Genomic DNA, 23,717 nt, shown 5'->3' on the forward strand with positions numbered 1-23,717 from the left:
CGGGATCGAGGAATTCTGACGTCGACGAACGAGCTGAGGACGGCGCGCGATGGTGGAGATCTGGGGCGAGACGGCCGAGGGGTTCGAGCCCGTACGGGAGGCCTTCGCGCGGAACTTCGCCGAGTACGGCGAGCTGGGCGCGGCCTTCGCGCTCTACCTGCGCGGCCGCAAGGTGGTCGACCTGTGGGGCGGCGACGCCCGGCCCGAGGTCGGCGGCCGGCCCGCGCCGGCGGTGCCGTGGACGGCGGACACCGCCCAGGTGCTGCGCTCGGTCACCAAGGGGCTGAGCGCGGCCACCGCGCTGCTGCTGGTCGAGCGCGGCCTGCTCGACCTGGACGCGCCGGTCAGCTCGTACTGGCCGGAGTTCGCGGCGGCCGGCAAGGGCGCGGTGCCGGTGCGCTGGCTGCTGTCGCACCAGGCCGGAGTGCCGGCGCTGGACGCGCCGCTGCGCCTGGAGGACGTGCTGACCTGGGAGCGCGCCGTCGCCGCGGTGGCCGCGCAGGAGCCCGCCTGGGAGCCCGGGACGGCGCACGGCTACCACCCGTACACCTTCGGCTGGCTGGTCGGCGAGGTGGTGCGGCGGGCGAGCGGCCGGAGCATCGGCCAGTACTTCGCCGAGGAGGTCGCCCGGCCGTTCGGGCTGGACCTGTGGATCGGACTGCCGGCCGGTGCCGCGCCCCGGGTCGGCAAGCTGGTCGACCTGCCCGCCCCGGAGGCGGCCCGGACCGGCCCGAGCGGGCTGCGGCTGCGGCCCAAGCAGTCCGTCCGGGACGCCTACCAGGACCCGGCCTCGCTGACCGCCCGCGCCTTCGCCTCGGTGCTGCCCGGGGTGAACATGAACGACCCGGCGGTGCAGGCCGCCGAGATCCCCGGTGCGAACGGCATCGGCACGGCCCGTTCGGTGGCCCGGTTCTACGCGGCGCTGATCGGCGCGGCCGACCGCCCGGACGGCTCCGGCGGGCTGCTGCCGCCGCTGTTCGGCCCGGAGGTGCTGGCCCGTGCGGTCGGGCCGGTGGTGCACGGCCCGGACCGGGTGCTGATCGTCAACTCGACCTTCGGCCTGGGCTTCTGGCGGCACGGCCCGACCGCGCCGATGGCCTCCCCGGCGAGCTTCGGCCACCCGGGCCGGGGCGGCTCGCTGGGCTTCGCCGACCCGGAGCTCGGGCTCGGCTTCGGGTACGTCACCAACGGGATGCAGCCGGGCGTCACCGGGGACGTGCGCTCGCGCAACCTGATCCGCGCGGTGCGGGGGTGCCTGGGGCTGTCCTGAGGCCGCGGGCCGGAGGACGCCGGGGGACTAGGCCTGGCCGGTCTCGAAGCGGGTGATCTTCCCGCCGTCGACGGTGAAGCGCCAGGCGGTGCGCATCTCGCCCCAGGTGTCGTTGGTGAAGTTGGCGACCAGGCCGCGGCCGCCGTTGGCCTCGGTCTGGACGTCCATCCGGCCGTGCGGGCCGAAGATCTCCCGGTCGATCCACTCCGTCAGCTCACGGTCGGAGCCGTCGTCGGACATGGTCGCGCCGGGGGCGAGCGTGGCCAGGAAGGCGTTGCGGTCACCGGCGTTGACCGCGGTCACGAAGGCGCGGACGGCGGGGTCGGAGAGCTTGCTGGGGGCGATCGTCATCGAGGACTCCCGAGGGGAAAAGGGACGGGAGTCCTTGTTTAGGGCGTTCGCGCGGGCCGTTCGGGCATGTCGGCGGCGCGTCGGCAAAATCACCTGATTCATGTGCTTAGATCCAGAAACGGGCGATTTGCCCGGTGAGCCCGCCGCGGGGAGTGGCGGGGGGGGGGGGGGGGGGGGGGGGGGGGGGGGGGGGGGGGCCCGCCCCCCCCCCCCCCCCCCCCCCCCCCCCCCTCCACTCTCGGTCAGAAGAAGCCGACCGCGTCGGGGGAGTAGCTGACCAGCAGGTTCTTGGTCTGCTGGTAGTGCTCCAGCAGCGCCTTGTGGGTCTCCCGCCCGATGCCGGAGTTCTTGTAGCCGCCGAAGGCAGCGTGGGCCGGGTAGGCGTGGTAGCAGTTCGTCCAGACCCGGCCCGCCTGGATCGCGCGCCCGGCCCGGTGGGCGGTGTTGATGTTGCGGGTCCACACGCCCGCGCCCAGCCCGTACTGGGTGTCGTTGGCGAGCGAGACCGCCTGGTCGAAGCCGTCGAAGCGGGTGACCGAGACCACCGGGCCGAAGATCTCCTCCTGGAAGACCCGCATGCTGTTGACGCCCTCGAAGACCGTCGGCGTCACGTAGTACCCGCCGGCCAGCGAGCCGCCGAGCTCGGCCCGCTCACCGCCGACCAGGACCTTGGCGCCCTCAGCCTGGCCGATCTCGAAGTAGGAGAGGATCTTCTTCAACTGCTCGGCACTGGCCTGCGCGCCGACCTGGGTCGCGGTGTCCAGCGGGTTGCCCTGGCGCATCGCGCGCACCCGGGCCAGGCCGTCGCCGAGCAGCCGCTCGTAGACCGGGGTCTCGATCAGTGCGCGGCTGGGGCAGGTGCAGACCTCGCCCTGGTTGAGGGCGAACATCGCGAAGCCCTCGACGGCCTTGTCGTAGAACGCGTCGTCCTCGGCGGCGACGTCCGCGAAGAACAGGTTGGGGCTCTTGCCGCCGAGCTCCAGGGTCGCCGGGATCAGGTTGTCCGCGGCGGCGCGGGCGATCAGCCGGCCGGTGCTGGTCTCCCCGGTGAAGGCGAGCTTGCGGACCCGGGGGCTGGCGGCCAGCGGGGCGCCGGCCTCCTCGCCGAAGCCGGTGACGATGTTGAGCACGCCCGGCGGCACCAGGTCGGCGGTCAGCTCGGCGAGCAGCAGCACCGAGGCCGGGGTCTGCTCGGCCGGCTTGAGCACCACGGCGTTGCCGGCCGCGAGCGCCGGGGCGAGCTTCCAGACCGCCATCAGGATCGGGAAGTTCCACGGGATGATCTGGCCGACCACGCCGAGCGGCTCGTGGAAGTGGTAGGCCACGGTGTCCTCGTCCAGCTGGGAGAGGCTGCCCTCCTGGGCCCGTAGCGCGCCGGCGAAGTAGCGCAGGTGGTCGACGGCGAGCGGGAGGTCGGCGGCCAGCGTCTCGCGGACCGGCTTGCCGTTCTCCCAGCTCTCCGCGACCGCCAGCTGCTCCAGGTTGGCCTCCATCCGGTCGGCCATCCGCAGCAGCACCTGGGCGCGCTCGGCGGGGGAGGTGCGGCCCCAGGCCGGGGCGGCGGCGTGGGCCGCGTCCAGGGCGGCCTCGATGTCCGCCGCGGTGCCGCGGGCGACCTCGGTGAAGACCTCGCCGGTGACCGGGGTCGGGTTGCCGAAGTACTCGCCGCGCGCCGGGGGCGTCCAACCGCCGCCGATCCAGTGGTCGTACCGGGAGCGGTAGGCGACGATGCTGCCGGGTGCGCAGGGGGGCTGGTAGACCGTCATGCTCTGTGTCTCCTCGCGACGTCGGGCGCCCCCGGCGCCGAGCGGGCCGGGGGCGGCACGCCGGAGCGCCGCCCGGTCGGGGGCGGTCCGGCGGAGGTGCGGACACGCAGTCGGGCCGGCGCCCCGCCGGGGCGCCCGCCGACGAGCACGATAACCGCCGGGCGCGCGGCGCGGCTACGGTCCGTACGACCGGCTCGTACGGACGGTGGGGATTCCGCAGCTTCCGGACGTTCCAGATGTTCCGACGTTTCGGAGGTTCCGGACCGGGCGCGCAGGGGCGCGTCCGAGCGCGCGCCGTCCCGGGCGCGCCTCGGACGGGCCCGGGCGGAGCCGGACGGCGTCGGGCCGGGGTGGGTCAGACCGCGTGGTACCGGCCGGTGCGGGCCTCCCAGCTGAGGTAGCCGGCCAGCCAGGTGATCAGTCCGTCGGCGTACCGCTGGGCGATCGCGCTCTCGACCCGGGACAGGCCCAACTCCCGGTACACGTCCGGCAGTCGACCGTGCAGCTCGGCGCAGCGCTCGACCATCAGCTGGGCCTCCGCCATCACCGCGGCGCAGGCCTCCTCGGACGAACAGTGGCGCTCGCGCTGGACGATCATGACCAGGTTGTTCACGTCGCCGCGCGGGGCCTCCAGCGGGAACGAGCGCACGTCGTTGCTGAGCGACGGTATGTCGGCCGCCAGCTGGCGGAGTTGGCGCAGTACCGGGTGGTGCAGCACGGAGGCGGGGACCTCGAACTGGCCGAGTCGTTCGACCATGTCGAAGATGGTCTCCATCGCCGCGGTACCCCGTCTGAGTTCGAGGTAGCCGTCCCGGTCCGGCGGGCGGGCGGAGATCCGGCCGGCCGCCTCGGCCGGGTGACTGGCGAAGTAGTACTCCCAGTTGTAGGCGGCGCGGGCCTGCCAGCGGGCGGGCATGCCGCGCACGCTGCGGCTCCACAGATCGGCGAAGGCGGTCTCGACCGGGGAGCGCTGGTCGGGGCGGGCGCCGTGCAGGACGGCGATCAGCCGCTCGCAGATCGGCGCGACCTCGGCCGGCCGGCGGCCGAGCGGGCCGTCGAACTGGTCGTCGAAGAGGAAGTAGAACCCCATCAGGTCGGCCGCCAGGGCGAGTTCCTCCGGTCCGGCGTCCGGGTAGCCGAGCGCGGCGAGGTCGACCACCTCCCAGTGGGCGTAGCCCGGGTGGTCGGCGTCGGGGAGCAGCGGATGGCGGACCAGCCAGTCGCGGTGCGCCACGGTGGCGTACGGGCCGTGCGAACTCCGGCGGTGCGGGAACGGGATCTGAAGTGAGTTGTCGTCAGACATCGGACTCCCGGTGCAGCGGTTGGTGGGGGCGCTTGTGGTTCGAGCACTGAGTGTGGGGGGAGTTGACGCAGCGGGGTGCAGGGGGTGAGGGTGGTTACGCAAGATCATCCGCGCCTCGCGGGCCGTAGGGTATCTGATGTAATGATCGGACGTTAGGGATATAGGGCAATTGCCCTTGGCAAGCCGTCCGAACCCTCACCGTCCGCCCCAGCCTGCGCGAATGCCGCACAGCGAGCCGTACACGGCGCTAACCTCGGCTCCACGAACAGTAGTGATGGGCCGGCTCCCCGCGCGCGGTGGCGGGGCGGAGTCGCGAGCGGGTGAGGCGGAGGCGTGACGGTGACCGATCAGGGCAACGAACTTCGGACGGGAACCGGTTCCGAACGGGACGAGGACGGCCCCGCCCCCCGGGTCAGGCTGCGCGACCGCGACGCCGAACTGCGCTCCGTGGAAGCGGCCATCGACCGGCTCTGCCGCGAGTTCGCCGCCGGCGGCACCGAGATCGGCGAACTCCTCGCCTTCTCCGGCCGTCCCGGCATCGGCAAGACCAGCCTGCTGCACGAGGTCCGACGGATCGCCAGCCTGCGCGAGGGCGCCACCGTGCTCTTCGCCCGCGGCGGCGAACGGCAGTTCAAGGAGCCCTACCACGTGCTCCGCCAGCTCCTCCAGCCCGTCCTGACCCGGCTGGAGCCCGACGAGTTCAGCCAGGTCATGGGCACCTGGGAGGAGGTCGTCGGACCGGCCATGGGCCTCAAGCAGCCCAAGGCCGGCGCCCGCCGCCTCGACCCCCAGGGCGTCCGCGACGGCCTCGACTACGTCCTCACCCAGCTCGCACCGCGCCGCGCGCCGATGGTGATGATCGTCGACGACCTGCACTGGGCGGACGCCGAATCCCTCTCCTGGCTCGCCAAGTTCGCCGTCCGCTCCGGCGAACTGCCCGTCCTGCTGGTGTTCGCCTTCCGCGAGGACGAGAACGACTGGTTCGGCGAGACCCAGGAACTGCGCCGCGGCATCCTGGGCCTCGCCAGCCGCAAGCACGAACTCAGCCGGCTCACCCTGAACTCCGTCTCCGACATGATCCGGGCGGAACTCGGCGACCGGGCCGAGGACGCCTTCTGCTACGAGTTCTGGAACGTCGTCAACGGCAACCCCTTCGAGGTCGTCGCCCTGCTCGACCAGGTCCGCGACCAGGAGCTCGAACCCGTCGAGGAGAACTCCCGGCAACTGCGCGAACTCGCCGTCGACGCCACCGGGATGACCCTCAAGAGCTGGCTGGACCGGCTCGGCCCCGCCACCCTGCGCTTCGCCTGGGCCTGCGCCATGCTCGGCACCGACATCCGGATCGACCTGGTCACCCGGATCTCCACCCAGAGCAGCGAGGGCGCCCGCGAGTCCATCAAACAGCTGCGCAAGCAGCGCGTGCTCACCCAGGCCCCCAACGGCAACCTCGAGTTCGTCCACCCGCTGATCGCCAGCTCCATCTACAACACCATGCCGGAGGCCACCCGCCTCGGCATGCACGGCATCGCCGCCGTCGAGATCGAGAACGCCGGACTCGGCCTGCTCGCCGCCTCCCGCCACCTGGTCGAGACCCACTCCGGCGAGGGCGACGACCGGATCGTCAAGAAGCTGCGCCGCGCCGCCGTCGAGCACCAGCTGATCGGCGCCCCCGAGGCCGCCCAGCGCTGCCTGCACCGGGCGCTCAACGAGCCGCCCGCCGACGACATCAAGGCCGAGGTGCTGTACGAGCTCGGCTGCTCCGCGCTGCTCACCGACCCCGGCGCCACCGTCAACCAGCTCAGGCTCGCCCTCGACCCCGACGAGGGGCCGCTGCGCCCCGAACTTCGGGTGGACGCCACCTTCCGACTCTCCGAGGTGCTCGCCCACAGCGGTGAGCTGGGCCAGGCCGCCCTGGTCTGCCAGGAGGAGGCGGAGCAGACCACCGACCCGGTCCGGCGCCAGCGGCTCCAGGCGGCCTCGTTCATGTGGCACGCCTTCCGCAAGTCCGAGGAGGACGGACCGGGCCGCTCCGCCCGGCTGGAGGAGCTCCACCGCAACCTGGCCGGCCGGGACGCCGCCGACCGGGCCGTGCTGGTGATGCGGGCCTGGGACCTGACCCTGCGCGGCGAACCCTCCGCCGACGCGCTCGCGCTCGCCGACGAGGTCCTGGACGGCGGCCGGCTGCCCAAGGGCCTTGGTTGGACGGACACCACCTGGGGCTTCGAACTGCCCTCGATGCTCTGCCTCACGTACATCTACAACGACCGCATCGCCCAGGCCGAGCGGCTGGCCGCGGACGCCATCATCCAGTTCGAACTGGCCGGTTGGAGCGGTGCCCACCGGGGCTTCGCGTACTTCCTGATGGGGCTGGCCCGGTTCCGTCGCGGACTGCTCGCCGAGGCCGAGGACTTCCTGCGCCGGGCCTACCGGATCTCCGAACGGATCGGTTCCAAGCTGCCGCTGGCCTGGGACGCCGTCGGCGTGCTGGTGGACACCCTGATCGCCCGCGGCCGGGTCGAGGAGGCCTGGGAGCTGGCCAACGAGTTCGGCTTCCACCCGCCGTACCACGCGACGGTCATGGTGCTGCCGGACGCGGCCTCGCTGTACGGCAAACTGCTGGTCGCCAAGAGCCGGCACGCCGGCGCGGCCGCCGCGCTCACCGAGGCCGGGGCCCAGCTGGAGGTCCGCGGCTGGCACAACACCGTCTGGGCGCCCTGGGCCGGGCACCTGGCCATCGCGATCGCGGCCGACGAGCCGGAGCGGGCCCGCTACTACGCCCAGAAGGCCGTCGACGACGCCCGCCGGTTCGGCACCGCCTCGGCGATCGGCAGCGCGCTGCGGCTGCAGGCCCGGATCGCGGACGGCCAGCAGGCGGTGGAGCTGCTGGAGCAGGCCGTGGAGCAGCTCGGACAGTCCCCGGCCGGGTACGAGCACGCCGTCGCGCTGGTCGAGCTCGGCGCCGCGCAGCGCCGGGTCGGCCGGCTGGAGGACGCCCAGGAGTACCTCTACCAGGGCATCGAACTGGCCCAGCACTGCTCGGCGGAGCGGCTGGTCGACCGGGCCCGGCGGGAGCTGGCCAACTACGGCCTGCGGCCCAACCGGCTGGGGGTGCACGACTTCCGGGAGACGCTGGAGGCGCTCAGCGGGCCGGAGCGGGACGTCGCCAACCTCGCCGTCCAGGGCGTGCCGCCGCAGCGGATCGCGGAGCGGCTCGGGGTGCACCTGAGCCTGGTCAACCGGCGGCTGGCGGCGGTCTACCGCAAGGCGGGCACCGGGCCGGACGGGCTGGCCTCGGCGCTCGGGCTGCGGGCGGAGCCGGGCGAGGATCCGGCGGAGTAGCGGGCGGAGTGGCGAGCGGGGAGCGGTAGGGGCGTCCGGGCGGCGCGCGGGTGGCGTGGGAGCGCCCCCGCCGCGGCCACTCTGGCTAGGCTGACGGGCACCACGGGGGGCCGCTGCGACGCCCCCGGACGGAACGGGACACCGGGCGGAGGCGGCAGCGCCGCCGCCAGTGAGGAGCAGGCCATGGCGAGCGAGGCCACCAGTGTGCGCCGCGAACCCCTCGACCCCTCGGGCGCGGGCGCGGCGATCCAGCGCTGGACGCTGACCTCCGGCCCGTACGAGGCGAGCGTGCTCAACCTCGGCGCCACCCTGCACACCCTCACCGCCCCGGACCGGGCCGGCCGCCCGGCCCAACTGCTGCTCTCCACCGACGAACTGGCGCAGATCCTCGGCCCGGCCCGGCACTACGGCACGGTGGTGGGCCGGTACGCCAACCGGATCGACGGCTCGGTGGTGACCATCGACGGCGAGGACCACCCGCTGGCCCCGACCGGCGGCGGGATCACCATCCACGGCGGGCCGGACGGCTTCGCCCAGCGGATGTGGGCGGCCGAGCCGGTCGACGGCGGGGTGCGGCTGCGGCTGCACAGCCCGGACGGCGACCAGGGCTTCCCGGGCGCGCTGGACGTCACCGTCACGTACACCCTGGCGCACACCCCGGGCGAGGGCGGCGAGCTGGTGGTCGACTACCGCGCCGTCACCACCAGGCCGACGGTCGTCAACCTGACCAACCACGCGTACTTCAACCTCGCGGGTGAGGGCGTCGGCGACGTCCTGGGCCACCTGCTCACCCTGGACGCCGACGAGTACACCCCGGCCGACGAGCGGCAGATCCCGTACGGGCGGACCGAGCCGGTGGCCGGGACGCCCTTCGACTTCACCGTGGCCACCCCGATCGGCAAGTCGGTGCACGACGAGCACCCGCAGCTGGCCGGTCCGGGCGGCTACGACCACAACTGGGTGCTGCGCGCCCGACCGGCGGACGGCAGCCCGGGGCGGGCGGCGCTGCTGGAGGAGCCGGTCAGCGGCCGCACCCTGGAGGTGCTGACCACCGAGCCGGGCGTCCAGGTCTACACCGCGAACAAGTTCCAGGGCGCGGTCACCGGCGCGCGCGGGGTGCCGTACGGGCCGTTCGCCGGGATCGCCTTGGAGACCCAGCACTTCCCGGACTCCCCGCACCACCCGGCGTTCCCGAGCACCGTGCTGCGGCCGGGGGAGGAGTTCCGCTCGACCACCGTGCTGCGGCTCGGGGTCAACTAGGGCCTGTGCATCCCTAGGACCTGTCGAGGTCCCGGCGCATGCAGAGCCGGGGCCAGCGGTCGAGGCCGTGCTCGGCCTCCAGCCGGCGGATCCGTCGCAGGCCCCGGGTGAGTTCGGCCTCGCCGAGCGGGCGGAAGCCGCAGCGGGCGTAGTACGGGGCGTTCCAGGGGACGTCCGCGAAGGTGGTCAGGGTGAGCGCGGGGGCGTCGGTGCCCTCGGCGAGGTGCTCGATCAGGGACCGGCCGATGCCCCGGCGGGCGTGGTCGGGGTGGACCGACACCTGCTCGACGTGCAGCGCGCCGTCCACCGGTTCGGCCAGCAGGTAGCCGGCGATCGTCCCGTCGGGGGCCTCGGCGACCAGGGCGGTGCCGTGTTCCAGGTAGCGGGCCAGCTCCTCCGTGGCCGGGGGCTCGTCCGCGGCGATCTCCGGCATCCCGATCTCCGCGAACGGGGCTCCGGCGGCCCGCTCCAACTCGGTCAGCAGGGGCAGTTCGTCCTTCACGGCGGCTCTGATGCGCATGCGTCCAGTCTGCTGCAAGCGGTTTCCGGCCACGGAGGGTGGCTGCGCCGGCCACCCCGGGATGGGGCGAAGCGGACGGAGACGGACATTGCGCCGCGCCGTCCACTACCGTGCGGCCACGTCCAGGACACGCGGATGTAACGATCGCGGCTTCTTGCAGAAACTTGCTGCAAGACCTTTCCGTCGATCTTGCGCCGCTGTTAACTTCCTTCCCGAGCCCGACGGCAGCAACGGTGCGGTCGGCACGAGGCAGCCATTATGCGCCTGTCTCCGAACATCTCGGGCACCCCCACCCTCCTAGGAGTTCTCATGCGGCGTGGCATCGCGGCCTCTGCCCTCGTTGTGGCCCTCGCGGTCTCGATGGCTGCCTGTGGCAGCAGTGGCGGCTCCGGCTCCGACGGCAAGGCCGACGGCCCGGTCACCCTCACCTACTGGGACACGTCGAACGCCACCAACGAGGCTCCGAACTACGAGGAACTGGCCAAGAAATTCACCGCGGCCAACCCGAACATCAAGGTCAACTTCGTCAACGTGCCGTTCGACCAGGCGCAGAACAAGCTGCAGACCGCCATGGGGGCCAAGGGCGCGCCCGACGTGTTCCGCTCCGAGGTCGGCTGGACCGCCGCCTTCGCCAAGGCCGGCTTCCTGGAGCCGCTGGACGGCACCCCCGCCGCCGCCGACACCTCCGCCTTCCAGCCCAGCCTGATCCAGCAGGCCAAGTACGAGGGCAAGCTGTACGGCGTCCCGCTGGTCACCGACACCCTCGGCCTGCTCTACAACAAGGACCTCTTCGCCAAGGCCGGCATCACCGACGCCCCCAAGACCTGGGACGAGCTGAAGACCGACGCCGCCGCCGTCAAGGAGAAGGCGGGCGTCGACGGCTTCTGGATGAAGGCCGCGGACGGCTACTACGCGATGCCGTTCCTGTTCGGCGAGGGCACCGACACCGTCGACGCCGCCGGCAAGAAGATCACCGTCACCTCGCCCGAGGCCGTCAAGGGCATCGAGACCTACAAGTCGATGTTCACCTCGCCCGGCACCGCCAAGGCCGACGTCACCACCGACGCCTACGCCCACATGATGGACGCCTTCAACAGCGGCAAGGTCGCGGCGATCATCCAGGGCCCCTGGGAGATCACCAACATCTACAAGGGCTCCGCGTTCGCCGACAAGAAGAACCTCGGCATCGCCGCCGTCCCGGCCGGCTCCAGCGGCAAGGCCGGCGCCCCCACCGGCGGCCACAACATCGCCGTCTACGCCGGTGCGGACAAGGCCCACAAGGCCGCCGCCGAGAAGTTCGCCGCCTTCATGACCTCGGCCGAGAGCCAGGCCTTCATCGCGCAGAAGAACTCCACCCTGCCGACCCGCTCCGACGCCTACACCGCCGACGTCAAGGCCGACCCGGGCATCGCCGGCTTCCAGGCCATCCTCGGCAGCGCCAAGCCGCGCCCCGAACTGCCCGAGTACAGCTCGCTGTTCGACTCGCTCGGCACCAACCTCGGCAAGGCCGTCCAGGGCACCGGTACCCAGGACGCGCTGAACACCGTCGCCACGGACTACGCCAAGCTCCTGCCGGGCTTCGCCAAGTAGTCCCCGCAGCCCGGCCCGCCGACCCCGGCGGGCCGGGCCGTCGGCTCCCCCGAGACTTCCCCCCGAGAAGGTGCAAACGATGTCAGTCGCCGTGCAGGGCGCCACCGGCAAGGGCAGCCGGGAGCGCGATCAGCGTCCGGGCCTGCTGGAACGCCTCAAGCGCTCCTACGCCAAGCACTGGTACGCCTACGCGATGATCGCCCCGGTCGTGCTGGTGCTCGGCGTCCTGGTGTTCTACCCGCTCGTCGAAGGCGTCTGGCTCACCCTCACGGACGCCAACAGCCTCAACGTCGCCCGCAAGATCGGCGTCAACGAGATCCCGGCCAGCTACCAGTACATCGGCTTCCACAACTACGCCGACATCCTCTGGGGCCCCGGCTCGTACGACCGGTTCTGGTCCCACTTCGTGTGGACCATCGCCTGGACGGCCATCTGCGTCAGCCTGCACTACACCCTCGGCCTCGGCCTTGCCGTCCTGCTCAACAAGAAGCTGCGCGGGCGCGCCGCCTACCGGATGCTGCTGATCCTCCCGTGGGCCGTGCCGACCTTCGTCACCGTCTTCTCCTGGCGGCTGATGCTCTCCGACGGCGGCGTCGTCAACACCGTGCTGTCCACCCTGCACCTGCCCGAGCCCGGCTGGCTCACCGACCCGTGGGCGCAGAAGGCGGCCGCGATCCTGGTCAACACCTGGGCCGGTGTGCCGTTCATGATGATCTCGCTGCTCGGCGGGCTCCAGTCGATCCCGGCCGAGCTGTACGAGGCCGCCGAGATGGACGGCGCCACCCGCTGGCAGCAGTTCCGGCACATCACCCTGCCGGGGCTGCGCACCGTCTCCTCGACCGTCGTACTGCTCGGCGTGATCTGGACGTTCAACCAGTTCAACGTCATCTTCCTGCTGTTCGGCAAGGGCGCCCCGGACGCCCAGCTGCTGGTCACCTGGGCCTACCGCCTGGGCTTCGGCCAGATCCCCCGGGACTACGCCGGCTCCGCCGCGTACGGCGTGATCCTGCTGTCCATCCTGATCGTCTTCACCGCCTTCTACCGGCGCTGGCTCGCCCGCAACGAGCAGGCCAACGGCTGAGGCCCCGGACCCAGTTGACCCACGAAGGCAGGTAACCCGATGAGCACCACCACCGAACGCCCCGCCCCCGCGGCGGCCCCGGCCCCGGCCGCCCGGCCGGCGAAGTTCCGGCCGCGCGGCGAGAGCGGCCCGCTGTCCAAGGCGCTGTCCCACGGCGTCCTGATCCTCGCCAGCCTGATCGCGCTCTTCCCGGTCGGCTGGATCCTCTTCGTCTCGCTCGGGCCGGACAAGAACGACTACCTCCACCCCGGCGACATCTTCGGCAAGATCACGCTGTCGAACTACCAGCACGTGCTGGGCGACACCGACTTCTTCACCTGGTTCGGCAACTCCCTGCTGGTCGCCGGGGTGACCACCGTGTTCGGCGTGCTGCTCGCCGCCACCGCCGGGTACGCCGTGTCCCGGATGAGGTTCCCCGGGCACAAGCCGCTGATGTGGTCGCTGCTGGTCACCCAGATGTTCCCGATCGCGGTGCTGATCGTGCCGATGTACACCATGCTCTCCGCACTGGACCTGCTGGACAGCTACGCCGGCCTGATCCTGGTCTACTCCACCACCACCGTGCCGTACTGCGCCTGGCTGATGAAGGGCTACTTCGACACCATCCCGGTGGAGATCGACGAGGCCGGCCGGGTCGACGGGCTCAGCCCGTTCGGCACCTTCTGGCGGCTGGTGCTGCCGCTCGCCCGCCCGGGCCTGGCGGTGGCCGCGTTCTACTCCTTCCTCACCTACTGGGCCGAGGTGCCGTTCGCCTCCACCTTCATGCTCAGCTCGGACAAGTACACGCTGGCCGTCGGCCTGCAGAGCTTCGTCAGCGAGCACGACGCCCAGTGGAACCTGATGGCCGCCACCGCCGTGCTGATCGCGATCCCCTCCGCGGCCTTCTTCTACCTGGTGCAGCGCCACCTGGTCACCGGCCTGACCGCCGGTGCCTCCAAGTCGTAACGCTCCCAGCACCCTTGCTTTCCAGCGCTCCTCCGATCCCCGAGGGATACCGTCCATGACCCAGAACCTGGCCGACACCTCCCGGCCTGCCGCCGACACCGCTCAGGAGACGGCGACCCCGGCTCCCGTGACCGGCGGCGCGCCCAGAGGCTGGTGGCGGGACGCGGTCATCTACCAGGTGTACCCGCGCAGCTTCGCCGACTCCAACGGGGACGGCATGGGCGACCTGCCCGGCATCCGCAGCCGGCTGCCGTACCTGCGGGACCTCGGCGTGGACGCCGTCTGGCTCTCCCCCTTCTACGCCTCGCCGCAGGCCGACGCGGGCTACGACGTCGCCGACTACCGCGCCGTGGACCCGATGTTCGGCACCCTGCTGGACGCCGACGCGCTGATCCGGGACGCCCACCGGCTCGGCCTGCGGATCATCGTCGACCTCGTCCCCAACCACTCCTCGGACCAGCACGAGTGGTTCCAGCGCGCCCTGCGCGAGGGCCCCGGCTCCCCGCTGCGCGACCGCTACCACTTCCGCCCCGGCAAGGGCGAGAACGGCGAACTCCCGCCCAACGACTGGGAGTCCATCTTCGGCGGCCCGGCCTGGACCCGCACCGAGGACCCGGACGGCACCCCCGGCGACTGGTACCTGCACCTGTTCGCCCCCGAGCAGCCCGACTTCAACTGGGAGAACCCGGCCGTCGCCGACGAGTTCCGCTCGATCCTGCGGTTCTGGCTGGACATGGGCGTGGACGGCTTCCGGATCGACGTCGCCCACGGCCTGGTCAAGGCCCCCGGACTGCCCGACCTCGGCGGCGCCGACCAGCTCAAGCTGCTCGGCAACGACGTCATGCCGTTCTTCGACCAGGACGGCGTGCACGAGATCTACCGCAGCTGGCGCCGGATCCTCGACGAGTACCCGGGGCAGCGGATCGGCGTCGCCGAGGCCTGGACCCCGACCGTCCAGCGCACCGCCAACTACGTCCGCCCCGACGAACTGCACCAGGCCTTCAACTTCCAGTACCTGGGCACCGACTGGGACGCCGCCGCGCTGCGCGAGGTGATCGACCTCTCGCTCGACTCGATGCGCCCGGTCGACGCCCCCACCACCTGGGTGCTGTCCAACCACGACGTCACCCGGCACGCCACCCGGTTCGCCAACGAGCCCGGCCTCGGCACCCAGATCCGCACCCCGGGCGACCGCGCGCTCGGCCTGCGCCGGGCCCGCGCCGCCACCCTGCTGATGCTCGCGCTGCCCGGCTCCGCGTACGTCTACCAGGGCGAGGAGCTCGGCCTGCCGGACGTCACCGACCTGCCCGACGAGGTCCGCCAGGACCCGTCCTTCTTCCGCCAGGCCGGCCAGGACGGCTACCGCGACGGCTGCCGGGTGCCGATCCCGTGGTCCGGCACCGAGGCCCCGTACGGCTTCGGACCGGTCGCGGGCGGGCCGTCCTGGCTGCCGCAGCCCGCCGAGTGGGCCGGGCTGAGCGTCGAGGCGCAGACCGGCGACCCGTCCTCCACCCTGGAGCTCTACCGCAGCGCGCTGGCCGTCCGCCGGGCGCAGCCCGACCTCGGCGCCGGCACCGGGGTCGAGTGGCTGGACGCCCCCGAGGGCACCCTCGCCTTCCGGCGCGGCTCCTTCGTCTGCACGGTGAACACCACCGGCGAGCCGGTGCGGATACCCGTCCCCGGCCGACTGCTGCTCTCCTCGACCGAACTCGGGACGGACGGCGGCGAGACCGTGCTCGCACCGGACAGCACCGGCTGGTGGGCGGTCTGACGTGGGTGCAATAGGCTCTGGGCCCGTGACTACGGCGCGACTCTCAGACATCGCGGCGCAGGCGGGGGTCAGCGAAGCCACCGTCTCCCGCGTGCTCAACGGCAAGGCGAACGTCTCCGCGGCCACCAGGCAGACCGTCCTGGCGGCGCTCGACGTGCTCGGCTACGAGCGGCCGACCCGGCTGCGCCAGCGCAGTGCGGGCCTGATCGGGCTGATCACACCGGAGTTGAGCAACCCGATCTTCCCCGCGCTGGCCCAGGTGATCGAGCAGGTGCTGAGCCGGCACGGGTTCACCCCGGTGCTGTGCACCCAGACGCCCGGCGGGTCCACCGAGGACGAACTGGTCGAGATGCTGGTCGACCGGGGCGTGGCGGGCATCGTCTTCGTCTCCGGGCTGCACGCCGACTCCACGGCCGACCACGACCGCTACGCCCGGCTGGCCGGGCGCGGGGTGCCGTTCGTGCTGATCAACGGCTACAGCGAGAAGATCGACGCGCCGTTCATCTCGCCGGACGACCGCTCCGCGATGTGGATGGCCGTCCAGCACCTGGCCGAGCTCGGGCACGAGCGGATCGGGCTGGCGGTCGGGCAGCGGCGGTACGTGCCGGTGCTGCGCAAGATCGAGGGCTTCACGGCGGCGATGCGCGAGGTGCTCGGGCTCAGCGGGGAGGAGGCCGAGGACCTCGTCCACCACACGCTGTTCAGCGTTGAGGGCGGGCACGCGGCGGCGGGCGCGCTGCTCGACAAGGGCTGCACGGCGATCATCTGCGGCAGCGACATGATGGCGCTCGGCGCGATCCGGGCGGTGCGCCAGCGCGGGCTGTCGGTGCCGCAGGACGTGTCGGTGGTCGGCTTCGACGACTCGCCGCTGATCGCCTTCACCGAGCCGCCGTTGACCACCATCCGCCAGCCGGTCGAGGCGATGGCGACGGCTGCGGTGGACGCGCTGCTGGAGGAGGTCGGCGGGAACTCCGCCCAGCGCGGGGAGTTCATGTTCCAGCCGGAGCTGGTGATGCGGGGCTCCACCGGGGCCTGCGCGCGCTGAGAACCGGGCGCGGCCCGGACGGCCGGGGGCCGGCCGGGCCGGGCAGAGCGGGCCAACTGACGGGCCCCGGAGGGCGGTTGCTCTCCGGGGCCCGTCGGCGTGCGGTGCTCGGGGGCGGCCCGGCCCGCTCCGCTCCGCCCGGCCGGGCCCGGCTGCCGGTCAGCCCTCCTGGGCGGCCGGGCGGTCGGTGGAGACCCGGTGGCCGTCGGCCGCGTCGCCGGTCCTGGTCCCGGTGCGGCGGCCGCGGGCCAGGTAGGGCGTGTCTGACAATTCGCGTCGGATCAGCGCGCGGCGTTGGGGTGCGTGCATCGCAAGGCGGAGGAGGGAGTCCATGCGGAGCATCGGCGACTGACGACAACGCGGCGAGGTGCGTGCCCCGGCGTCGCGCGCCCGGCGGGAATTGTCAGACACGCCCAAGTCGCGCACGACCAGTTCGACGGCGTCCTGCGGGTTCTTGGTGCCGGAGAGCAGCATCGCGTCGATCGCGAGGTTCGCGTCGAGGGTGATGGTGACCTGGGCCATGTGACTCCTCCTCGGGTGCAGAGCAGCAGCATGCCCCGTGGGCCGGGGTTTGACCATGCGGAATCCGGGCCTGCGGGTACGCCGGAGCCCCGGGAGGAGCGGGTGCGCTCTCCCCGGGGCTTCGGCGTCAGCCGTTGGCGGCCGCTCGGTTCGCGGTCGCTCAGACCCGGCCGGCGAAGTCCGGGGCCCAGTTGGCGATGGTCTGGAGGCGGACGCCCGAGCTCGGGTTGGCGGCCTCGACGTACTGGCCGTTGCCGATGTAGATGGCGACGTGGTAGACGCCGGAGTCCTGGCCGTTGTTGGACCAGAACAGCAGGTCGCCCGGCTGCAGGCTGTCCAGCGAGACGTGGGTGCTGGCGGCGGCCTGGTCGGCAGCGACGCGCGGGATGTTGATGCCCGCGGCGCGCAGCGCGGCCTGGGTCAGGCCGGAGCAGTCCCAGCCGCCGTTGCCGGTGCCGCCGTAGACGTACGCCTGGCCGATCTTCGACTGGGCGAAGGAGACCGCGGCGGCCATGCTGCCGGTGGCGGCCGGGGCCGCGGCCGGGGTCTGCGCCTGGGCGGCCGGCTTCGACGCGGGCTTGGCGGCGGACGGCTTGCTCTGGGCGGTCGGCTTGGCGTTCACGGCACCGCCGTTCGAGGCCTGGCCGGCCTTCTGCGAGCGGTCGAACCAGGTGAAGTCCGAGCCGGACTTGGCGGCGGACTGGTCGTCCTGGGCCGAGGCGCCGTCACCGAAGGTCAGCTGCTCGCCCGGGTAGATGGTGTCCGGGCCCTCGGTCAGGGTGCTGCGGTTGAGGTCGTACAGCCGCTGCCAGCCGCCCTGGATGTTGTGCTTGTCGGCGATCGAGGACAGCCAGTCGCCGTCGACGACGGTGTAGCTGCCGGCCTGGGCCTGCGCCTGGCGCTTCTGGGCCCAGGTGCTGTTGGCGGACTGGGCGGAGGCGGCCGCGGAGTCGCCGGAGGCCTGGGCCTGGTCCTGCGCGGGGGCGGCGGGCTTGGCGGGCTTCGCGGCGGGCTTGCTCGGGGTGGCCGGCTTGGCGGCGGGCTTGGCGGCGGTGGAGCCGGCCGAGGTGTCGACGGCGGCTGCGGCGCCGCCCTGGGTCAGACCGGCCTGGACGGAGCAGACCGGCCAGGCGCCGGGGCCCTGCGAGGCGAGGACCTTCTCGGCGACGGCGATCTGCTGGTCCTTGGTGGCCTGGTTGGCCTGCGGGGCGTAGGCGGTGCCGCCGAAGGCGGCCCAGGTGCTGGAGGTGAACTGGAGGCCGCCGTAGAAGCCGTTACCGGTGTTGATGCTCCAGTTGCCGCCGCTCTCGCACTGGGCGACCTTGTCCCAGGTGGCGACGGAGGCGGCGTTCGCGGTGCCGGTGGTGAGGCAGGGGACGGTGAGGCCGACGCCGGCGACGCCGAGGGCGGCGATCACGCGACGGGTGCGGCTGGACAGGCGGTTGCCGTTGGAAGGCAGCATGAAGACGCGGTCCTCTCCCACGCCTGCGAGGTGAGCTGTCGGATTCGGGCTGGAGTTGCCCGGCCGCGCTGTGGGCGCGGCTTCACCCCTAGCCCTGGACGGTTCCGGAGAACGGTCCGGGGCGACTTACCTGTGGTTCCCCCGCTCCTGCCGTGATGCGTTTTCGCGCTGCCAGGACATCCGACGGCAGGACTCGGCGTCGCGGATGAACTGGGTCCGTGTGGTCACGAACGGGGAGCACGTTAAGCAGACTTAAGTGAGATCTGCAAATACCTGTGATGCGCATCACGGTTTAGCGGGAAACGCCGCACGGCCCGTAATTCATGATCGTAAATGATCGTTTTCCGGCAATATCGCAGCGGATTCTGATAACTGGCTCCGCCTCAGGAAAGAGGTGACGGAGCGTTGGAGCGCAAAGGGCGCACGCTCGGGGTACGGGGGGGAGCGGCCGTGAATCGCGCGCCGGGGAACGTGCTCACCACCCGTCGGATATTCATCGACAAATGAACCGGAAACGGACATTGCGTCGCATTGTCGGCCCAGCTCACCAGTGGGGTGAATCGGAGCACGTCGAAAGGGCCCGGAACGAAGTCGTTCCGGGCCCTTTCGACGGTATGGGCGGTACGGGCCGTGCGGGTTCCGCCGGTGGCGGCCGACGGGCGTTCAGCGGGTCGTGCTAGCCCTCCAGGGGCCCTTCGGCGGCCGCGTGGGCCCGCCGGGAACCCTCGGCCCCGACGGTGGCCGCGGCCTCCGCCTCGGCCTCGGCGAGCTCCTCCGCCGTCGGCACCGGCAGGGCGGCCAGGTAGGTGGAGGCGATCAGCTGGCCGACCGTCGGATAGGCGCCCAGCGGCGCGGCCGACGGGCAGCCGGTCTCCTCGGCGGCCGCGGCGAGCAGCTCCGAGTCCGCCTCCGGACCGATCACGAGCGGGGCCAGGGCCGGACGCTCGGAGCCGGTCTCCTTGAGGTGGCCGACGGCGGCGGCGACCGAGCCGGGCACGTCCAGCGCGGCGGCGACGACCGGGACGGCCAGTCGGGCGGCCAGCAGCACGCCGGTGATCCCGGCCGCGGCGGCCGCGTCCTCGCCGCCGACGGTGGTCAGGACCACGCCGTCCGCGGCGGTCGCGATGGCGAACAGCCGGGCCCGGTCGGCCCGCGCCAGCCCGGCCTCGGACAGCCGGACGTGGACGGCCTCGGCCAGCAGCGGGTGCGGGCCCAGCGCGTCGGTGACAGTCGCGCCGTACTCGGCGGCGACGGCGTGAAGCCCGGTCAGGAAGTCGTGCGGGCCCGGGACCAGCGGCACCACGACGGGCGTCGGCAGTCCGGCCTCGGCGGCCGCCGCCAGCAGCTCCGCGACGGTGTGCTCCTGCGGCTCCGCGGCCCCGGCGTCGGTGGCCGGGAGGTAGCCGACCGCGGCCTGGACGCCGGCGTGCTCGCTGCGGACGATCGAGAGCAGCTCCGCGACGACCGAGCGGGACTCGGGCCCCGCGGTCGCGGGTACGGCGAGCACCAGGGCCGGCGAGCCGGTGCGGATCTCGGGGCGCTCGGGGCGGCGGTGGCGCCCCCGCGCACGGGAGCCTGGAGTGCGGACGGGCAGTGGCGCGCCCGGGATGGCTGCGGTGCTCATGCCGGAGATCGTAGGACATCTGCCCGTCAGGCCTGCAGTCGGCTGCCGTACGGGTTTCGGGTGGTCACGGTGCGGGGGTCGTGTTCATGCCGCTCCGGTCCGGGGCGATTGCCTACAATCCGGACATTCCTCGCCCAAGCCCCGTACGGAGCCCCTCAGTTGCCCTGACGTATCCGGTGGGGCGGCGCGTTGCACCGGTCTGGCGTGAGATGTCTCACAGTCGCCGGGCGACCTGACGGAGGGTCACGGCGGGGCGACTCCCGGCATTCGAAGATCAACATTCAGCGGGGAACCGCTCACGGCCGGTTATGGACGGACCGTCGATTCAATCGCCTATGTCCGTTTACGTACCGTCAGGAGAAGGGTCCGTGAAGAGTTCGCGGCGACCGTCGAAAAGCCTCGTGCACCTGCAATGTCCCGTGCTGATGCACGTGCACTGCGGCTATCATCGCGTCAAGTGAGGCGTTGTGCCGGGCCGGTACGGGGCCGGTCCGTTCGTTCGGCGGGTGCCGGGGCGCCGCGCTGGACGACAACTCCGGAGCTCTTCGGGAGACTTCTATGCACGACTCGCAGGACACGCACGGCTCCAACCACGCCTACAACGGGATGGCCGCCGCCGAGCTCACGGGGGTGGTCTGGCAGAAGAGCCGGCACAGCAACTCCCAGGGCAACTGCGTCGAGTTCGCGGCCCTGCCGGGCGGCGACGTGGCGATGCGCAACTCGCGCTTCCCGGACGGCCCGGCGCTCATCTACACCCGGGCCGAGATCGCGGCCCTGCTGCTGGGTGCCAAGGACGGGGAGTTCGACCACCTCGCGGTCTGACCGGCCGCTGCTCCACCATCGGGGGGCCGTCGTGGGTGCTGACACCACGACGGCCTTTGTCTTTGTCCGGGGCCGGGGGCGGCGGGCCCGTGCGCTCGTGAGCGGTCCGGTGGCGGACCGTCCGGCGGGGCCTGCCGGGGTGGTGCGGGTGCTGCCGCGGATGCTCCCGCCGGTGCTGCGGGCCCGGAGCCGCAGTATCCGGAGCGGGGAGTCGTCGCCGGTGCCGGGGTCGCGGGCCGGCCCGGCGCGGGGGCGGGCCGGAGGGCCCGGGGTGTGGTCCTCCCGGGTCGTTCCTCGGCCGGCCGTGCGCCGTGCGGCGCTAGGGCGTGTCTTGTGGATCAGGTCGGACCAGGCCGCGGCGTCAGGGTGCGTGCATCGCAAGGCGGAGGAGGGAGTCCATGCGGAGCATCGGCGACCGACGACAACGCGGCGAGGTGCGTGCCCTGGCGTCGCGGGCCTGGCCTGATCCACAAGACACGCCCTAGGCCGAGCGCCGGTGCCGACCACCGATTTCGACCCGGCCGGCCGGCGCGGTGCCGTCGAGCAGGGTGGCGTCCAGTCCGCTGCCGCAGCCGGTCTCCGCCTCGAACACGGCCCAGACGACCTTGCCGCTGCCCAGTGGGTGCCAGCCCCAGGAGCGGCTGAACGACTCCACCAGGTGCAGTCCGCGGCCCGATTCGGCGACGAAGTCCGCCTCCCGCGCCACCGGTCCGGCACTGCTCGGGTCGCTCACCGCGCAGACCACCTGGGGGGCGCGGTGCACCAGGCTTATTCGGATCGGCAGCCGCCCTTCCGGGGTCGGCTGTGTGGGAAAGTCGTACTCGCCCAGGGCGCCGCCCGACGGGTCGGGCCGTGCGCCGATCGCATGCCGGAGCGCGTTGGTGACGAGTTCCGAGGCCACCAGGGCGACGTCGTCGAACAGCTCCATCAGGCCCCAGCGCTGGAGCGAGGTCCGGGCGAAGTCGCGTGCGGATCTCACGGCTTCGAAGCGAGGAGCGAGCGTACAGGTGACCACATGGGGGTCAACTGCCAAAGCCGTACCGGTGCTCATGAAGAGCTCCTCCCATAAGGGGGCGGACACGGCTGGACCCGCCGGGGTCATGCCGGTCACCTCCGACTCGCTCGGCCGCTCGGCCGCCCCCTCGACCAGGCGCGCGCGCACTCGAACGCCCGATGGCGCGGGGGACGCCGTCGGGCCGGTGCACGGAGTCGCGCGTGGGGTCGACGCGGAGCCCGCGGGATTGCCAGGGATGTGCAGGTGCACGTGCACCATGGTGGTGTGCGCTCACTGCAGATGCAAGAGTCGATTCACGTGCAGTCGCACTATTGGCATATGCAAGCGCCGGATGCACGTGCATCCTGGTGTGCGGAGTGCGGAACTGATAGGAACATCCGTCAGTATCGGCACCGTGAGCGCTCAACTGATGGCAGACTGTGCGCTGTTTGCCCTAGGTGGAGGTTTCGACCGCATGACCACAGTTCAGCCGGGCGGCGGCTCGATGGTCCGCCGGATCCTCCTCGGCTCGCAGCTGCGTCGCCTTCGAGAGGCGCGCGGCATCACCCGAGAGGACGCGGGCTACGCGATCCGCGCGTCCGAATCCAAGATCAGTCGCATGGAGCTCGGCCGGGTCAGCTTCAAGGAGCGCGACGTCGCCGACCTGCTGAGTCTCTACGGCGTCGACGACGGCCTGGAGCGGGAGGCCCTGCTGGGCCTGGTCCGCGAGGCCAACAAGTCCGGTTGGTGGCACAGCTTCAACGACGTGCTGCCGGGCTGGTTCCAGACCTACGTCGGCCTGGAGGAGGCCGCCCAGCTGATCCGCACCTACGAGGTGCAGTTCATCCCCGGACTGCTGCAGTCCGAGGAGTGCGCACGGGCGGTTTTCGGCCAGAGTCGGCCGGTCATCAGCGAGGAGGAGGTCGAGCGCCGGGTCAGTCTCCGGCTTCGCCGCCAGAAGCTGCTGACCGAGGGCGCCAGCCCGCGCCTGTGGGCGGTCATCGACGAGGCGGCGCTGCGCCGGCCGGTCGGTGGGCCCAAGGTGATGCGCGGCCAGGTCCAGTACCTGATCGACGTCGCCGAGCAGGCCAACGTGGTCATCCAGGTCATGCCGTTCCGCTTCGGCGCGCACGCGGGCGAGTCCGGGGCGTTCACGATCCTGCGCTTCCCGGAGCAGGACCTCGCGGACGTGGTCTACCTGGAGCAGCTCACCAGCGCGCTGTACCTGGACAAGCGGGACGACGTGGACGCGTACGTCCAGGTCATGGAGCGGCTCTGCGTGGACAGCCTCACGCCGGAGCGCACCATAGACCTGCTCTCCTCGATCCTCAAGGAACGCTGAGCAACTCCCGGGCGGGGGCTGGGAGATCCCCCGCTCCCGCCCGGGAGGCGCTCGTCCGCACGGCAGTCCGAGTCGGCCGCCGGCCCCGTCAACCGCGGGCCGGCGGCCGCTCGCGTTCCGGCGGCAGCGGCTGCGGCGGGCGGCCCAGTTCCCAGGGCAGGTCGTAGCGGCGGAACAGGTCGGCCCGGATCGGCGCCAGCGGGATCTCCGCGCCCGGCAGCAGCACCCCGATGCAGCCGCCCATCAGCGCGCTGCGCAGCACCGCGTGTTCGGCGACCGGGTCCGGTGCGCCCCAGTCGTCGAGCAGGCCCTGGAGGATCGCGCCGAGCTGCTGCTGCTCCGGTTCCTGGACGAAGGCGCCGGTGTCCGGATCGAGGATGAGCGCCAGGTGCGAGCGCATCACCCGGGGGTGGTCCAGGGCCAGGGCGAGGACGGCGTCTATCGCGCGGGCCAGCCGGGTCTCGGGGGTGGCGTCCGGCGGCAGTTCGGCCAGGGCGCCGGAGAGCGCCTGGTGCATCAGCCGGTGCGTCGCGGCCTGCATCAGCAGTCGTTTGCCGTCGAAGTAGTACGAGAGCAGACCGCGGGCGAGACCGGCCCGTTCGGCGATGTCGGTCAGCGTGGTGCCGGCGTAACCGTGCTGGTCAACCAGTTCGACGGTGGCCCGCATGATGCGTCGGCGGGAGCGTTGCCGCATCTCCTCGTTGACCGAA

General features: G+C 72.3%; 19 protein-coding genes and 1 riboswitch. Of the genes, 10 read left to right on the forward strand and 9 right to left on the reverse strand.

Annotation, left to right across the window (positions count from 1 at the left end; translation table 11 throughout):
* Positions 1-49: 49 nt before the first annotated feature.
* Complete coding sequence (locus ACZ4W5_RS02090) at positions 50-1,270, forward strand: serine hydrolase (RefSeq protein WP_465652137.1); 1,221 nt, start codon at positions 50-52, stop codon at positions 1,268-1,270.
* Between the two features lie 27 nt (positions 1,271-1,297).
* Here the strand turns inward: ACZ4W5_RS02090 and ACZ4W5_RS02095 are convergent, their stop codons facing one another.
* The 3 genes from ACZ4W5_RS02095 to ACZ4W5_RS02105 all read right to left on the reverse strand — a co-directional run bounded on the left by ACZ4W5_RS02095 (position 1,298) and on the right by ACZ4W5_RS02105 (position 4,690).
* Entirely contained in the window at positions 1,298-1,621 is a 324-nt protein-coding gene (locus tag ACZ4W5_RS02095; RefSeq protein WP_360238751.1) for a nuclear transport factor 2 family protein, read from the reverse strand.
* A 242-nt stretch (positions 1,622-1,863) separates the two neighbouring features.
* On the reverse strand, positions 1,864-3,387 hold the full coding sequence (exaC, locus tag ACZ4W5_RS02100; protein ID WP_465652140.1) for an acetaldehyde dehydrogenase ExaC: 1,524 nt from the start codon (positions 3,385-3,387) through the stop codon (positions 1,864-1,866).
* Between the two features lie 355 nt (positions 3,388-3,742).
* Positions 3,743-4,690 (reverse strand): terpene synthase family protein, encoded by a 948-nt coding sequence (locus tag ACZ4W5_RS02105; protein WP_360238748.1) that lies wholly within the window; start codon positions 4,688-4,690, stop codon positions 3,743-3,745.
* A 333-nt stretch (positions 4,691-5,023) separates the two neighbouring features.
* Here ACZ4W5_RS02105 and ACZ4W5_RS02110 point away from each other — a divergent pair, with 333 nt between their 5' ends.
* Together ACZ4W5_RS02110 and ACZ4W5_RS02115 are read left to right on the forward strand one after the other, a co-directional pair.
* Positions 5,024-8,029, forward strand: coding sequence for an ATP-binding protein (locus ACZ4W5_RS02110; protein WP_465652142.1), 3,006 nt, complete (start codon positions 5,024-5,026; stop codon positions 8,027-8,029).
* A gap of 183 nt (positions 8,030-8,212) precedes the next feature.
* On the forward strand, positions 8,213-9,289 hold the full coding sequence (locus tag ACZ4W5_RS02115) for an aldose epimerase family protein (protein WP_465652144.1): 1,077 nt from the start codon (positions 8,213-8,215) through the stop codon (positions 9,287-9,289).
* Between the two features lie 13 nt (positions 9,290-9,302).
* Here ACZ4W5_RS02115 and ACZ4W5_RS02120 read toward each other — a convergent pair whose 3' ends face one another.
* A complete protein-coding gene (locus ACZ4W5_RS02120; RefSeq protein ID WP_465652146.1) occupies positions 9,303-9,809 on the reverse strand; it encodes a GNAT family N-acetyltransferase in 507 nt (168 codons plus the stop codon).
* Positions 9,810-10,118: 309 nt separating this feature from the next.
* Here ACZ4W5_RS02120 and ACZ4W5_RS02125 point away from each other — a divergent pair, with 309 nt between their 5' ends.
* The 5 genes from ACZ4W5_RS02125 to ACZ4W5_RS02145 all read left to right on the forward strand — a co-directional run bounded on the left by ACZ4W5_RS02125 (position 10,119) and on the right by ACZ4W5_RS02145 (position 16,241).
* On the forward strand, positions 10,119-11,399 hold the full coding sequence (locus ACZ4W5_RS02125; RefSeq protein ID WP_402488537.1) for an extracellular solute-binding protein: 1,281 nt from the start codon (positions 10,119-10,121) through the stop codon (positions 11,397-11,399).
* A gap of 79 nt (positions 11,400-11,478) precedes the next feature.
* A complete protein-coding gene (locus ACZ4W5_RS02130) occupies positions 11,479-12,480 on the forward strand; it encodes a carbohydrate ABC transporter permease (protein WP_360238738.1) in 1,002 nt (333 codons plus the stop codon).
* A 39-nt stretch (positions 12,481-12,519) separates the two neighbouring features.
* Positions 12,520-13,425 (forward strand): sugar ABC transporter permease, encoded by a 906-nt coding sequence (locus tag ACZ4W5_RS02135; RefSeq protein WP_360238736.1) that lies wholly within the window; start codon positions 12,520-12,522, stop codon positions 13,423-13,425.
* 55 nt (positions 13,426-13,480) lie between these two features.
* Positions 13,481-15,196, forward strand: coding sequence for a glycoside hydrolase family 13 protein (locus ACZ4W5_RS02140; protein WP_360238734.1), 1,716 nt, complete (start codon positions 13,481-13,483; stop codon positions 15,194-15,196).
* Between the two features lie 25 nt (positions 15,197-15,221).
* Entirely contained in the window at positions 15,222-16,241 is a 1,020-nt protein-coding gene (locus ACZ4W5_RS02145; protein WP_360238732.1) for a LacI family DNA-binding transcriptional regulator, read from the forward strand.
* A 159-nt stretch (positions 16,242-16,400) separates the two neighbouring features.
* Here the strand turns inward: ACZ4W5_RS02145 and ACZ4W5_RS02150 are convergent, their stop codons facing one another.
* The 3 genes from ACZ4W5_RS02150 to ACZ4W5_RS02160 form a co-directional block, all read right to left on the reverse strand.
* Positions 16,401-16,763, reverse strand: coding sequence for a hypothetical protein (locus ACZ4W5_RS02150; RefSeq protein ID WP_465652214.1), 363 nt, complete (start codon positions 16,761-16,763; stop codon positions 16,401-16,403).
* 160 nt (positions 16,764-16,923) lie between these two features.
* The gene (locus ACZ4W5_RS02155) at positions 16,924-18,225 is read right to left on the reverse strand and encodes a transglycosylase family protein (RefSeq protein WP_465652150.1); all 1,302 of its coding nucleotides are present in this window, start codon (positions 18,223-18,225) and stop codon (positions 16,924-16,926) included.
* A gap of 7 nt (positions 18,226-18,232) precedes the next feature.
* A riboswitch (cyclic di-AMP (ydaO/yuaA leader) is annotated at positions 18,233-18,395 on the reverse strand.
* Positions 18,396-18,901: 506 nt separating this feature from the next.
* The gene (locus ACZ4W5_RS02160; protein ID WP_360238727.1) at positions 18,902-19,849 is read right to left on the reverse strand and encodes a sirohydrochlorin chelatase family protein; all 948 of its coding nucleotides are present in this window, start codon (positions 19,847-19,849) and stop codon (positions 18,902-18,904) included.
* Between the two features lie 558 nt (positions 19,850-20,407).
* Here ACZ4W5_RS02160 and ACZ4W5_RS02165 point away from each other — a divergent pair.
* Positions 20,408-20,671 carry a DUF397 domain-containing protein gene (locus ACZ4W5_RS02165; RefSeq protein ID WP_360238725.1) on the forward strand — a complete coding sequence of 88 codons (264 nt, stop codon included), beginning with the start codon at positions 20,408-20,410 and terminating at the stop codon, positions 20,669-20,671.
* Between the two features lie 481 nt (positions 20,672-21,152).
* Here the strand turns inward: ACZ4W5_RS02165 and ACZ4W5_RS02170 are convergent, their stop codons facing one another.
* Entirely contained in the window at positions 21,153-21,722 is a 570-nt protein-coding gene (locus ACZ4W5_RS02170) for an ATP-binding protein (protein ID WP_465652153.1), read from the reverse strand.
* Positions 21,723-22,140: 418 nt separating this feature from the next.
* Here ACZ4W5_RS02170 and ACZ4W5_RS02175 point away from each other — a divergent pair, with 418 nt between their 5' ends.
* Positions 22,141-23,007, forward strand: coding sequence for a helix-turn-helix domain-containing protein (locus ACZ4W5_RS02175; protein ID WP_465652155.1), 867 nt, complete (start codon positions 22,141-22,143; stop codon positions 23,005-23,007).
* 88 nt (positions 23,008-23,095) lie between these two features.
* Here the strand turns inward: ACZ4W5_RS02175 and ACZ4W5_RS02180 are convergent, their stop codons facing one another.
* Complete coding sequence (locus tag ACZ4W5_RS02180) at positions 23,096-23,701, reverse strand: TetR/AcrR family transcriptional regulator (RefSeq protein WP_465652157.1); 606 nt, start codon at positions 23,699-23,701, stop codon at positions 23,096-23,098.
* Between the last annotated feature and the right edge of the window lie 16 nt (positions 23,702-23,717).

It is taken from the genome of Kitasatospora sp. NPDC029367 (assembly GCF_055569135.1).